At 39.6% G+C, this 13,373-nt stretch carries 13 protein-coding genes; 10 read left to right on the plus strand and 3 right to left on the minus strand.

Features of this window, described 5'->3' with window-relative positions:
• Positions 1–75: 75 nt before the first annotated feature.
• Genes E0409_RS14490 through E0409_RS14505 form a run of 4 tightly spaced genes read left to right on the plus strand, consistent with a single transcriptional unit; the run spans position 76 to position 3,839 of the window.
• Positions 76–609, plus strand: coding sequence for a low molecular weight protein-tyrosine-phosphatase (locus E0409_RS14490; RefSeq protein ID WP_131291986.1), 534 nt, complete (start codon positions 76–78; stop codon positions 607–609).
• Positions 610–626: 17 nt separating this feature from the next.
• On the plus strand, positions 627–1,661 hold the full coding sequence (gene murB, locus E0409_RS14495) for a UDP-N-acetylmuramate dehydrogenase (RefSeq protein WP_131291988.1): 1,035 nt from the start codon (positions 627–629) through the stop codon (positions 1,659–1,661).
• A gap of 7 nt (positions 1,662–1,668) precedes the next feature.
• On the plus strand, positions 1,669–2,796 hold the full coding sequence (locus tag E0409_RS14500; protein ID WP_131291990.1) for a YdcF family protein: 1,128 nt from the start codon (positions 1,669–1,671) through the stop codon (positions 2,794–2,796).
• Positions 2,796–3,839, plus strand: coding sequence for an alpha/beta hydrolase (locus E0409_RS14505; protein ID WP_131291992.1), 1,044 nt, complete (start codon positions 2,796–2,798; stop codon positions 3,837–3,839). The genes E0409_RS14500 and E0409_RS14505 overlap by 1 nt, the downstream gene beginning before the upstream one ends.
• A gap of 85 nt (positions 3,840–3,924) precedes the next feature.
• Here E0409_RS14505 and E0409_RS14510 read toward each other — a convergent pair whose 3' ends face one another.
• Positions 3,925–5,595, minus strand: a complete 1,671-nt coding sequence (locus E0409_RS14510) for an FMN-binding glutamate synthase family protein (protein WP_131291995.1) — start codon at positions 5,593–5,595, stop codon at positions 3,925–3,927.
• Between the two features lie 528 nt (positions 5,596–6,123).
• Positions 6,124–7,122, minus strand: coding sequence for a helix-turn-helix transcriptional regulator (locus E0409_RS14515; protein ID WP_131291997.1), 999 nt, complete (start codon positions 7,120–7,122; stop codon positions 6,124–6,126).
• Between the two features lie 244 nt (positions 7,123–7,366).
• Between E0409_RS14515 and E0409_RS14520 the strand changes: the two genes are divergently transcribed.
• The 5 genes from E0409_RS14520 to E0409_RS14540 all read left to right on the plus strand — a co-directional run bounded on the left by E0409_RS14520 (position 7,367) and on the right by E0409_RS14540 (position 11,637).
• Entirely contained in the window at positions 7,367–8,920 is a 1,554-nt protein-coding gene (locus tag E0409_RS14520; RefSeq protein ID WP_131291999.1) for a circularly permuted type 2 ATP-grasp protein, read from the plus strand.
• Positions 8,921–8,944: 24 nt separating this feature from the next.
• Positions 8,945–9,547: an alpha-E domain-containing protein gene (locus E0409_RS14525; protein WP_131292000.1), complete on the plus strand. Its 603-nt coding sequence runs from the start codon at positions 8,945–8,947 to the stop codon at positions 9,545–9,547.
• Positions 9,544–10,323 (plus strand): transglutaminase family protein, encoded by a 780-nt coding sequence (locus tag E0409_RS14530; RefSeq protein ID WP_131292002.1) that lies wholly within the window; start codon positions 9,544–9,546, stop codon positions 10,321–10,323. The genes E0409_RS14525 and E0409_RS14530 overlap by 4 nt, the downstream gene beginning before the upstream one ends.
• A gap of 26 nt (positions 10,324–10,349) precedes the next feature.
• Positions 10,350–11,090 (plus strand): proteasome-type protease, encoded by a 741-nt coding sequence (locus tag E0409_RS14535; protein ID WP_131292004.1) that lies wholly within the window; start codon positions 10,350–10,352, stop codon positions 11,088–11,090.
• A gap of 124 nt (positions 11,091–11,214) precedes the next feature.
• The gene (locus tag E0409_RS14540; RefSeq protein WP_131292006.1) at positions 11,215–11,637 is read left to right on the plus strand and encodes a BLUF domain-containing protein; all 423 of its coding nucleotides are present in this window, start codon (positions 11,215–11,217) and stop codon (positions 11,635–11,637) included.
• A 54-nt stretch (positions 11,638–11,691) separates the two neighbouring features.
• On the opposite strand, the gene alr is transcribed toward E0409_RS14540, so the two are convergent.
• Positions 11,692–12,759 carry an alanine racemase gene (gene alr / locus E0409_RS14545; RefSeq protein WP_131292008.1) on the minus strand — a complete coding sequence of 356 codons (1,068 nt, stop codon included), beginning with the start codon at positions 12,757–12,759 and terminating at the stop codon, positions 11,692–11,694.
• Positions 12,760–13,239: 480 nt separating this feature from the next.
• On the opposite strand from alr, the gene E0409_RS14550 reads away from it, so the two are divergent.
• Positions 13,240–13,373: DUF4372 domain-containing protein (locus E0409_RS14550; protein ID WP_131292010.1), on the plus strand; the 134-nt coding region annotated here is incomplete at its 3' end.

Below are 13,373 nucleotides of genomic sequence, written 5' to 3' on the forward strand. Positions count from 1 at the left end.
TAGCGTTCTATAGGATTCATCCCATAAATAACTTAACATAAGACACCTGAAAATAAAGCAGTTATCGAGGTTGTTATGTCATCCAAAACGCCATATAAGGTGTTATGTGTGTGTTTAGGAAATATTTGTCGCTCTCCCACGGCAGAAGTTGTGCTTAGACATTTTTGTGATGAACATCAGCTCAATATTGTGATTGATTCAGCGGGAACTAGTAATTATCATCCCGGAAAAGCGCCCGATGAACGTAGCCAGAAACATGCGTTAAAGCGTGGTTATGATTTATCAGCCTTGCGTGCACGCCAATTAAAGCCTCAAGATTTCATTGAATTTGATTTGATTTTGGCAATGGATCATGAAAATTTATCTAATATTCAAGCTCTTTCAGATCAAGTACATATAGAATATGGCGCAAGTCAAATTCGGGCAGAAATTGCATTGATGAGTGAATACGATCAAAATTATTTCAAACAAGCTTTACCAGATCCATATTATGGTGGGGTAGATGGTTTTGAGCGTGTACTCGATCAGTGTGAATCGAGCAGTTTGGCCTGGGTCAGTATTTTCAAAAACAGTTTTCAAAACAACAGTTCAAACAACAGATCGATGTGAAATAAAGGTTTAAGCACATGAATATTCAAACACAAATTCAACTTAAGCCTTTTAATACCTTAAGTCTTGATGCGACTGCATCGCATTATATTAAAGTTCAATCTCAACAAGCATTGGTCGATGCCTTAAATTATGCCAAGCAGCAACAGCTAAATGTTCTGATTCTGTCTGGTGGTAGCAATATGTTATTGCCTGAACATATTCATGCGCTTGTGCTGCATATGGATATTCAGGGTATTGAATATCTTGCTGAAGATGAGCAAAGTAAGACCATTCGTGTCGGTGCAGGACAAGTCTGGCACGACTTTGTATTGTGGACGACGGAACGACATTTGTATGGCTTACAAAATCTGGCGCTTATTCCGGGTTTGGTCGGTGCATCTCCAGTACAAAATATCGGGGCTTATGGCATTGAAGCAGGTGAGTTTATTGAATCGGTTCAGGTTTATGACCGCGAATTAGAAAAATTCAGTACTATTCTGGCTGCAGACTGTGATTTTTCATATCGACATAGTATTTTTAAAGATGATCCCAATCGTTTTGTGATTACTCATGTGACTTTTAAGTTGCTTAAGCACGCGAATCTAATGTTGAATTATGGTGATCTCAAGCAAGCGGTGGGTGATGAGCAAACAGCTGAAAACCTGCAAAAGCAAGTGATTCAAATTCGTCAAAGTAAGTTGCCCGATCCAAAAGAATATCCCAATGTGGGAAGTTTCTTTAAAAATCCGGTGATTTCAGAACAGCTTTATGATCATTTAGCACTATCATTTCCGAATTTGCCCCATTACCCTCAGGCGAAAGGTGGCGTTAAAATTGCAGCAGGTTGGTTAATTGATCAATCGGGCTGGAAAGGTAAACAGCTAGGTATGGTAGGGATGTTTCATAAACAAGCTCTGGTATTGGTGAACTATGATCAGGCAACTTTGGCTGATGTGAAAGCCACTTATCATGCCGTACAACACGATGTGCAGCAAAAATTTAATATTTTATTAGAACCTGAACCGGTACTGTTTGATGAAACCGGTTTAATTCGTTCACATTTGGAATAAGAAAATTATGGCGAAATCGCATTGGATGGTTCGATTGGTACAAATAGCATCCGTGTTATTTGTTCTTTTCGGCTGTTTCATGGTTTTGATTTATTCGCCATTTTATTCAGGCTGGGTGGTAAAAGCTCTGAATAGTTTTGTTCCTGTTGAAGTCAATCAAGTGGCTGCGAAAAGTCAACAAATGGCCGCATTGAGCGAACATGAAAATCTGGAGCCGGGTTCCAAATTGTGGATTGCTCGGCAAGCCTATTTAAAGTTGATGGAAGAAGCAATCCAAAACCATGATTCACAGAATTTGACGGTGATTCAGGCACGTTATAAAGCCTTGCAGCAAATGATTGAAGAAGCGCAACAGGAGGAAAATGATGATCAGGAAAAACCACGTATTCCGTTGCTTGTAAAACCCGTAGATGAAGAAATAGAACAGGAAGATCCCGCTCAAACAGTTAAAGATTTATTGGACTTGAACAGTACTGAAAATAAAGCGTTGATGGAAAAATATGTGGAATTTCTTCGCACGCATAAAATTGAACAGGAGCAAGTCGCTCAAGAACCTGTCGATGAAACCATTTACCAAGATATTGCATTAATTCACGAACAGAATGAACAGCCTCAGCTGCAAAGTTCAAAACCTTATGCCATTGTGGTATTGGGTGGTGGACTCACTCTGGATAAAAACGGCAAAGATATTGTGGTGAATGATTACACCCGTTTGCGCCTAGAAAAAACCTTAGCTATCGAAAAAGAATATCAACTTCCGATTGTACTCAGTGGTGTGGAAGCACCGTATATGCAGCGCTGGTTGAAAGAACATGATGTAAATGCGAAATTGCTGGAAGATCGAAGCATGAATACCTGCGAAAACTCGCGTTTTAGCTCGTTGTTATTGCAAAAAAAAGGTGGAGCACCGAGGGTGATTTTAATTACCGATCGTTATCATATGCCGCGGACACGTCGTTTATTTGCCTTAAATGGTATTGAAACGGTGCCTGTTGAAGCGCCTATGCCGACACATTTGACACGTTGGCGTCCAAGTGAACAAAATTATGATCATAGCCGCCGTGCCAATTATGAAATGTTAGCCACGATTCGTGATCTCTGGTTTGGTTCCAGTGATTGCCGGGAGGTGCCTTGATGCCAGATATCCCATTTTTAAATCCCAGTATTTTAAAACAGCTGGATTTACCGGTTCCGAGTCGGGAAACCACGCCTCAATTGCTTGAAGCCTTAAACCTGAATAAGCCTTATCAACCTTCAGTGGAGATTCAGGCTTATCGTAAGTTATACGGTATGCATTTACTGGATTGTGAGCATTGGCAAGGCTATGTACAAATGCCTTTGTTTAAATTGCATGTACAGGTATTCCAACCGAATTTAGCCAATATTGCTTTTAATAAAATACGCGGAACGGTACTTTTATTGCATGGCTATTTGGAACATAGTGGTATTTATCAGCCGATTATTCGTGAGCTGCTGGAACAGGGTTTTAGTGTCATCACCTATGATTTGCCTGGTCATGGGTTAAGTGATGGTTCACCTGCGAACATTAAGAACTTTGATCATTATCAGCAGGTTTTGCACGCCGTTTATCACTACGTTAAAAATGCCAGTCAACTCCCTAAACCGTGGTTGGGAATTGGTCAAAGTACCGGTGGTGCCATTTTGCTGCATCATCTGTTGGAGTTTGCGGAGCGTCGTGAAAATCCATACGTAGAGCGCGTGTTATTACTTTCTCCGCTGATTCGACCGGCGAAATCGGCCTGGTGGCATAATTCTGTGGGTTTGGGCATTATTCGCCGCATCAAGCGTCAAGTGCCACGTCATTTCAGACGCAATAACCACAATCCAGAGTTTCTACGTTTTGTGCGTTTAAAAGATCCTTTGCAGCCCCGTATGATGGGAATGGACTGGATTTTGGCCATGTCCAAATGGATGCAAGAGATGGAATCGCGTCCGGCATGTCGTATTCCTGTGTGGTTGGCGCAAGGTGCGCAAGATCAGACCGTGGACTGGCGTTATAACATTGAGTTTATTCGTCGTAAGTTTCGGCTTCAGACCTTGTTGATGCTGGAAGAAGGTTCGCATCAGTTAATCAATGAACGTGCTGATATTCGTGCAGCATTAACGGGTTTAATTCCGGCATTTTTACATGCCCAAAGTTCAGATGGTTATTATTGATTTTCTATTTAATCAACGCATAAGAGAGGTCAATATGACCTCTTTTTTATTGAAAGTATTGGCTTATTTTTAAATCATGTAAAGTTTAAAATTGCTCGGCATGGGCTAAATTCCACATTCGAAAGTAAAAGTTTTCGGTATCTTTCGCTTCGCTGCTGAGTAATTCACCTTCTTTTAGCCAGAAGTGTAATTGCTCATAGTTTTTAATTTCCCGGTCGTTAATACGCTGCGCTAAATGATGGGCTTTAATATCAGCCGGATGTTTCAAGCCCGCAGCTGCAATCATTTCGGATAAGGCACGCAGGGTATTTTTTTGAAAATTCAACACACGAACTGCCTTAGTGGGAACATGCAGGGCCATTTGACGCTCTTGATCCTGGGTGGCGACCCCGACAGGGCATTGGTTGGTATGACAGCTTTGTGCCTGAATACAACCGACAGCGAACATAAAGCCGCGTGCCGAATTGACCCAGTCAGCTCCAATGGCCATGGTGCTGGAAATATCAAAGGCACTAATAATTTTACCACTGGCACCGACTTTAATTAGATTGCGTAAGCCTGCACCAACCAAAGTATTATGCACAAACAGTAAACCTTCTCGTAAAGGGGTACCCACGTGGTCAATCAGTTCAATCGGGGCAGCACCACTACCACCTTCAGAGCCATCCACCACAATAAAGTCTGGCACAATTTGAGTTTCCAGTATGGCTTTGACAATACTCATAAATTGCCAGGGCTGACCAATACAGAGCTTGAATCCAATCGGTTTGCCGTCCGATAGTTCACGCAGTCGCTGAATGAAATGCATCATTTCAATCGGGGTGCTAAATGTCGAATGTTGCGAAGGAGACACACAGTCATGATCACGGCTCACGCCACGAATTTCGGCAATTTCTGCTGAGATCTTACTTTTAGGTAAAATACCGCCATGTCCGGGTTTTGCTCCTTGCGATAACTTGATTTCAATCATTTTGATTTGCGGTAACCGGGCTTGTCGGGTAAATTTTTCCGGATCAAACTGGCCATCCAGCGTACGACAGCCAAAGTAGCCACTGCCCAGTTCCCAAACAATATCTCCACCATTTTCCAAATGATAAGGACTAATACTGCCTTCACCGGTGTCATGGTAAAAATTGCCCATTTTCGCGCCCAAATTTAAAGCACGAATGGCATTGGCACTGAGGCTGCCAAAACTCAGGGCAGAGATATTCATAATCGAAGCATTATAGGGCTGCTGACATTGATGATTGCCGATTTGAATACGAAAACTTTCAGGGTCAGCAGGTTTGCATGGGGTAATGGAATGGGTGATAAAACGATAGTCCTGCTGATAGACATTAATCAGGGAACCAAAAGGTTTATCGGCATTTTTATTTTTTGCCCTTTGGTAAACCAGGTTGCGTTGCATGCGTGAAAATGGCAGGGCATCTTGATCATCTTCAATAAAATATTGACGAATTTCAGGACGAAAATCTTCAAAAATAAAGCGGAAATGTCCCATGAGGGGATAATTTTTTAGAATTGAATGTTGATTTTGCAAGATATCATATACGCCAACCAGTGTAAGGATTCCTGAAATCAGCCATAAAGAATTCAGAAAGGGATCTGAAAGAAAATAATGAATAGATTGAGGCTCATAGATAATACGAAACCAGCTAATCGTTAAGGTAATAAAAATACAGCTAAACCAGACTGAGTATCGCGAGAAAAAAGTATTTAGAAGTCTATGTCTGACGGCTTGGGCTGGAACTGGCATTTTCATGTTTTCCATCGAGTTCTGCATAACATGAATCTGCCTATTTTATATACATTTCACAAGTTCTGATTTGTAAAATCCCTATGTATAAGTGATGGATCGGCGGCCTGAAAGATAAGTATGGGCTATACAAGTTTTACTTAAATTAAAGTAAGGATTGGATGTGTAGAGTATATGAACAAGGGGAAATAGAGATTCAGAATAAATGCTTAATCAATATTCATCTTAAAGTTTCTGATCTTGTGATTTCTCAATCGTTGGATTATGGACTACATTGGTTTTACGTTAGCAACAGAGGTAATGCATATGACGATGAAATCAATTCGATATAACACTGGAGATCTGGCGTGCTAAAGCACAATATTTTCTACTCCACAAATGAAATCAGCCGCCATCAAGCTTTGCATCGGGGTGAGAAAATAAAGCTTGATGTTCTTGAAGCCCACAGTACGACAATAAAAATAGATCCAAACAGAAATATCCTAGTAGTCCCAATCATTGGGACTTTTTTTATTTCAGTTATTTTGTTTAATCCGTGATTTGACGAACCGCATTCGAGACTTCAATCGGCTCAATATGCTGAATTTTATGACCAAAACTTCTTAACCACCATGTCAGTTGTGATGTAAAGGGCACGGTTGCGGTCACTTGGGCCAAACCATTGTCCAGTTTTTGGATGGTCTGGTCTTTACTGAGTTGGCTCTCATCAAAATAATGGGCATCTTCTTCAGACATAATCAGTTTTAATGCCACATTTTCGGTCGGCTTGGTATAGTCGACTCTAAAGCCTAATGCACCAGAGTCGATATAAGTATCAATATCAAAGTTAACCGGGTGCATCGCGCGCGAATTTAGTACAATTGCTGATCTAAAACGGTGCAGAGCAAAGGTCTGAATGTCGGTTTTATCATGGCGGGTACAGATTAAATAAATAATTGCGCCTTTTTGTACTAAAGCTAAGGGGTTCAAAATATAGGTTTTTTCTTCACCTAAGTGACTACGTCCCTGATAAACACATTCCAGTTGTTTGTCTTGCAGTAAGCCTTCATAAATCGCTTGTTGCGCCAGTTTATCTACTACAGGTGGAATGAGAGGTTGGGTGGCCGGAACAATACGAACCCGGTTAATCCATTGTCGTACATTGTTTTGGGTCGAGAGACTGCGACGTGCCAAATCAAACCACGGGTTCATTTCCTCAATCAAGCTAGGCGGCAGCAAATGCTTTAAATGTTCTTCGACCATCATAAAGGTGACCGCTTGAGAACTGGTCATATGCGGCAAGCTTTGAATCGGTGCATCTGAGCGCCAACGCCAACCTTGAGGCACGGTTTTACTGCTTTCTATGGGAAAGCGCAGCGAGATCTGATTTAAGTCACGTTGAATGGTGCGTAAGCTGATATCAATACCTTCGCGTTGCAAAATTTCTTGTAACTCTCGGGTACCCATCCATTTCCCGGTGGAAAGACGAGATAAAATTTGCCATTGTCGGTACAGGCTGTTCGAGGTTTCTTTTTCTTGTGAGGACATAACTTAAATTAAAAATCGAGTAGCTTGTTTATATCTCCATTGAATGCTGAACACAATAAAAAACCTGAATATTTTTCGCAATTCTTGCCCTTGAGCTCATCTACATTTCGAAACATATTTGATCGAAACAACCATTGAATAACATATAACTTGATGAATAAATAGACAAAAGCGATAAAAGGATTTTTATTGGCATATTTGTTGCTTAATTGCATTCAAAATAAATAACAATTAAGAGGGTTGTATGCTTAAAGAAAAGGATCGAACAGATTTAACGTCTACGGTTGAAAGTTTTTCTCATCCGGCGGGAACGAATATTAATCCATCCATAGGAGGGTATAAGAATCATTCGAAAATAAGCGGTTTATTTCAGCAGCTCAAATCTCATTTTTTTAATGAACTGGTGGATGATCAAAGCATGTCAGGGGAAACCTGCAGCAAAATAGAACATTGGTTATCACAACACAGCATTGATGAATTAAAGTTATTAAACCAGGCAGCGAAAGATCACTTTTTGTATGAGGGCATTACTTTTACCGTCTATGGTGAGTCGGAAGGGATTGAGAGAACCATTCCTTATGATTTAATTCCGCGGGTGATTGAGAAAAAGCAATGGAATAAAGTCGCATTGGGTTGTTCGCAACGGGTACGTGCACTGAATTTGTTTTTACACGACATTTACCATCAGCAAGATATTTTAAAAGCCAATATTGTGCCTGAATTGCAAGTGCTGACGCATGAAGCCTATCAACCGCATATGTATGCACACGACTTAAAAGGTAAAATTTATAGTCAGATTAGCGGGATTGATATTATTCGTGACCGTCATGGCGAATTTTATGTACTGGAAGATAATTTAAGAACGCCATCCGGTGTGTCTTATATGCTGGAAAGTCGCAAAATCAGTCAAAAATTAATGCCCGATTTATGCCAGCAAAACAACATTCTCGGCATTGAACAATATCCGCAATTACTTAAAGAAGTTTTGGCTGAAAATGCCTATGTCGATAAGCCTTTTATTGTTGTGCTAACGCCGGGACGTTATAACAGCGCCTATTATGAGCATTCTTTCCTGGCAAGGGAAATGGATGTGCCTTTAGTGACATCACGTGATCTTTTTGTAGAAAACGATAAGGTTTATGTCAAAACCATCCGTGGAAGACAGCAGGTTGATGTAATTTATCGTCGCGTGGACGATGCATATCTGGATCCATTATGTTTTATGCCGGATAGTACTTTAGGGGTGGCTGGATTAATGTCAGCTTATCTACGTCACAATGTTGTGATTGCCAATGCACCCGGGACTGGTGTGGCGGATGATAAATCAATCTATCCTTATGTCGATAAAATGATTCATTTCTATTTAGGTGAGCAAGCAATCTTAAAAAATGTGCCGACTTACCAATGCCGTGAAGCTCAAGACCTGGATTATGTTCTATCCAACTTAGAGCAGTTGGTGGTGAAAGAAGCCCAAGGTTCGGGTGGTTATGGCATGTTGATTGGTCCACAAGCCTCGAAAAGTCAAATTGAATCATTTAGAGACAAAATTATTGCTACACCGAATCTGTATATTGCGCAGCCGACTTTGGATTTATCGGTTTGTCCAACCATGACCGATTTTGGGGTTGCAGAGCGTCATATCGATTTACGTCCTTTTGTACTGAGTTCACCTTATCGGACGGAAATCGTACCCGGTGGTTTAACACGAGTGGCAATGCAGGCCGGATCTTTAGTAGTGAATTCTTCACAAGGTGGTGGAGTTAAAGACACATGGGTTGTCGATAATCTTCATTCTTAAATATCTAACCCTGGGAAAGAAATCATGATTTTATTAAATAGTAATGCTCAACATATTTTTTGGTTAGGTCGATACTTAACGCGTATTCAATATTTGTGTAGTCAATTTCCATTTCATAACAACCAGGATGCATTGGAATATGCGCATGCATTTTGCTTGCCCGCTTTTGATGCAAGCTCATTAAATACATTATTGCTTGATACCGAACAACCTTCATCTTTTGGCCAGCAATTTCAACATGCCAAAGATAATGTTCAAGATTTACGTGGAATATTTTCTGCAAAAGCGTATGCAGAACTCAATCAACTGATTAAAAATGCGACTGAAAATGTAGCTTATATCTGCGATGTGGCTGGAGAATGTCAGGATATATTAGAAGCTGAATCTGAAGATATCTTTCTGTTTTTTACTTTTGGAAAGAATATTGAGCAGTTAGACCGACAGCTTCGACTTAAGCAAGATCGCACCATCACACTTGAAAGTATTGATAAAACTGTAGATCTATTAAGTCAGATTGGCTGGAATGGGGTGGACAGCGCTTGGCAGCAACTGAAATTAAATCCGGATAGTATGAATTTTTATCATTTCAGTGACTATGTTCAACACTTATTTGAGGTGGATGCATGAAGCTGATGATTAATCACCAAACCCATTACCAATATACTGATCAAGCGCGTAACAGCATTCAATATATTAAGATGACTCCGACCACGAATGTGCATCAGCAAGTGCATTCGTGGAATGTGAGTGTACCGGGTGAGAAACAAGTTAAATCTGATGCTTTTAATAATGTTTGGATTACCAGTTCGCAGCGCCAGCCTTATAGCCAGATGACCATTATGGCGCAAGGTATTGTGGAGATGAATCCGAATACCCAGTTTGGGATTGAAACTGCCGTCAATCCCAAATTATTTCTACAGCCTACACCAAGCACAATGTGTAATGCAGAAATGAAAAGTTTTGCAGAATATTATGTTCCCCAGTTGAATCGAGCCAACTTAATGGTTTTGTCGGAGGCAATATTAAATTATATTCCTTATGTGCCTGATCGAACCTCTGTACAAACTTCTGCTATAGAAGCTTTCCAATGTCGACAGGGGGTGTGTCAAGATCATAGCCATGTGTTTATTGCCATGTGTAAGTATTTAGGCTTGCCTGCACGTTATGTATCCGGTTATTTATTTGTACCGAATACATCTCACCTTGCAAGTCATGCTTGGGCAGAGGTATTTTTTGAAAATTCGTGGTATTGTTTTGATACCAGCAATCAGTTATTTGTTCCTAATTCGCATATATATGTGGCAATCGGTCGAGATTATTGGGATGTTGCACCAGTAAGAGGCATAAGAGAGCGTGGTGGTATTGAGTCTATGAATTCTATTGTTCAAGTACTCGCTTGCTGAAAATTTAAAAGTCATAAGGAGTTCTCATGACTTACTGTTGTGCGCTACGTTTAAAAGATGGTTTGGTCTTTGTTAGTGATACGCGCACTAATGCGGGTGTGGACCATATTTCGGTATTTCGTAAACTTTATACCTTTGGGGTAGAGGCTGAACGATTTATCACGATACAAACATCTGGAAATTTAGCGACAACACAAGCCGTTATTGGTCATTTGAACAATCATCTGGAACTTGGCCAAGAACCCAACTTATATAGTGTCAATACTATGTTCGAAATGGCAGAGTTGGTGGGGCAGACATTAAGAAAAGTCATTGCTGATGTTACTCAAGATGCTAACACGCACGAACAGAATAATTATTATTGTAGTCTTTTACTGGGTGGACAAATTAAAGGTTCAGAAATGGAACTTTATAATATTTATCCGCAAGGTAATTTTATTTGCGCAACGGAAGATACGCCTTATTTTCAAATTGGGGAAAGCAAATACGGCAAACCGATTTTAGATCGGGCATTAATTTATGAAATGCCTTTAGATCAGGCGGTCCGTTGTTGTTTGATTTCATTCGATTCTACTTTACGTTCCAATGTTTCAGTTGGAATGCCATTAGATACTATTGTTTATCATAAAGATTCCTTACATATTCCAAATGGCAAACGGATCTATGAAGAAGATCCGTATTTTAGACAATTGAGTAAACAATGGTCAGATACTTTACGCCGTGGCTTACAGAAATTGCCTATTCCAACAGATGATTATCTAGATTAATTGCCTGCTATTCACAGCTAAAAATACATCTGCTATATTTTATCCAATGGGTAAATTTCATTGGACATTTTTATCTTTTTTAACATTTATTTTTTATTTAAAAACAATAAGAAGGCATTGGGTCATGATATTTCAGTTATGTTATGCCAGTAAAAAAACCTCAAATGATGAAACCATTTTAAAGGATCTTCGGGATATTTTAACTGAGGCGAGAGATTTTAATACAAAGCATCAAATCCATGGGGTTTTGTATTATGCCGATGGTTATTTTTTTCAATGTCTGGAAGGCGAGGAAAAACATATCCTGACACTTTTAAACAAACTGAGAAAAGATCCGAGACATCACGAAATCGTTTTGCTTAAAACATGTGTCTTGAAAGAAACTAACTTTTTTAATTGGTCAATGAAATACGTGGGGCGAAACAGTAAAATACAAAACTATTTTAAATCTTTGGGTTATAACGGTTTTGCCCCAAATCAGTTGAATGAAGAAAGCCTGGATGCTTTCTTGAACTTTTTATATGATGTGCAGCCTAGTGTGGCTTAATGATTGCGTTAAAAAAACCCAAATTAAACTTGGGTTTTTTAACAATTTAAATATCTACTTTCTTCTTGGACGAGCACTTAGGCGGCACAAGAGCTCATAACCAATCGTACCATTGGCTTCTGCAACAGCATCGACTAAGCGGTTTTTACCCCATAGTTCCACTTCTGTACCAATTGGTGCATCTAAGCCTGTGATATCAATGGCAATCATATCCATGGCAACACGACCAATTACGCGTGTTGCTTGACCATTAATGGCGACATAGTTTTGTTTAGGGAATGCACGTGGGTAACCATCACCATAACCAATCGAAACAATGGCTAAATCCATTTCTTTTTCAGCAGTAAATGTTGAACCATAACCCACAGATTCACCGGCTTGAATATGGTTTAAAGCAATAATTTCAGCGGTAAAAGTCATCACCGGTTTAAGGTCTAAATCATGTATCGATTGATCCGAAAATGGTGATGCACCATACAGCATGATCCCTGGACGAACAAAATCAAAATTTAATTCTGGCCATTTATAAATGGCTGCTGAATTACAGCAAGAAGCCATCACGGGTGCACAGGCTTCTTTAACCTGAAGAAATTGATTTTTTTGTTGTTCATTTAAAGGATGGTTTTCTGCATCGGCATTGGCAAAGTGCATCGCTAAAACACAAGTAAAACCTTCGGCTTTAAGTGAGTTAATCACCTCAATAATTTCTGGGGCTTTAAAACCCAGGCGGTTCATACCGCTATTGAGTTTGACCCAAACTTTTAAGTTTTTGCCAATATAGGCATTTTTGTATGTTCGCAACCAATCGAATTGTTGTTGATGATGAATCACACATTCAATATTATTTTCAACCACAATCTGCATTTCATCTTCAGAAAAAATACCTTCGATGAGAGTAATGGGTTGTTGATAGCCGAGTTCACGAATTTCAAGTGCTTCTTCAAGGCAGGCGACACCAAAGGCATCCGTTCCACTTAAGGCTGCTAAACAGTCTTTGACTCCATGTCCGTAAGCGTTGGCTTTAACCATACTTACAATTTGAGCAGTTGGTGCAAGTTGTTTAACACGGTTTAAATTATATTGCAGTGCTTCTCTGTCAATATAAACTGTTGCTTGGCGCACCCTAGTTACTCCTTGGGATTACATGGAACATTACAGCAATTTGAATAAAATCACTTATAAGCTATGATCAGAATATTGTAGATATGCTCGTCATCTCACTCAAAAAGGAGTGGGGAACTTAAGCAGAATAGAGTGCTATATTGTATTCCTATGACTGAAAATAAACACTAACTTAAAGTATATTTCAATCAAATTTTAGATAGCATTGTTTGATTCTATTATTAAACTATCAGGGCAGGCGAAATATTACTCTTTGATCTTTTCTAATATTTAAGCCGAATAAGTCTTATAAAAAGAGACTGAGCTTTAAATCATATTTCAATCAAAATGATTTACAGGTCAGCCTTAGAAAAAATAGTCGGTTAAAAAACGAGGTCATCACCCACTGCTGTCCCATAGTTTGATTTAAATAAAAAAACCTGAGTCCGAACAGTTAAAATATGAGTGCAAACAAACACTTTAACGACCAGGATTCAGGTTTTGTCACATCAGAATACCGTATTTCATCAGTTAATTAAACCAGTCTTACGACAAGATTTTGAACGGCTTGCTAAACAACATCATGTTGGGCAGAAATTCAGATCTGCTTCTCGATGGGATCAGTTTATTGCCCT

It is taken from the genome of Acinetobacter sp. ANC 4862 (assembly GCF_004336635.1).
In the GTDB taxonomy this organism is placed as follows: domain Bacteria; phylum Pseudomonadota; class Gammaproteobacteria; order Pseudomonadales; family Moraxellaceae; genus Acinetobacter.